At 66.2% G+C, this 459-nt stretch carries 1 protein-coding gene; it reads right to left on the bottom strand.

The genetic code is table 11. The features are described from left to right. On the bottom strand, positions 1-459 hold a 459-nt coding region (locus tag NQU54_RS48810; protein WP_257636689.1), incomplete at both ends, for an acyltransferase domain-containing protein.

Here is a 459-nt window from a genome sequence, read left to right as displayed (position 1 = left end):
ACCCTGCGCCTCGAAGAACGCCGCGATCTCCAGCGCCACGTCCTCATCACCCGCGATCACCACCGACGTCGGCCCGTTCAGCGCGGCAATGCTCACCCGCTCGGTCAGCAGCGGCACCACCTCGTCCTCCGACGCCTGCACCGCCACCATCGCACCACCCGACGGCAACTCCTGCATCAACCGACCACGCGCCGCCACCAACACCGCAGCATCCGCCAGCGACAACACACCCGCCACATGCGCGGCCACCAACTCACCAATCGAATGCCCGGACAGAAAATCGGCCTTGACACCCCACGCCTCCACCAACCGGAACAACGCCACCTCGACCGCGAACAACGCGGGCTGAGTGAAACCCGTCCGATCCAGAACCGCCGCATCATCCCCGAACAGCACATCCCGCAACGGCCGATCCAGATGCGCGTCCAGCTCCGCACACACCTCATCCAACGCATCCGC

This window comes from Streptomyces malaysiensis subsp. samsunensis, assembly GCF_024519315.1.
GTDB classification, from domain to species: Bacteria; Actinomycetota; Actinomycetes; order Streptomycetales; family Streptomycetaceae; genus Streptomyces; species Streptomyces malaysiensis.
The sequence above is the reverse complement of the archived record's forward strand: the minus strand, read 5'-3'. Positions and strand labels throughout refer to the sequence as shown.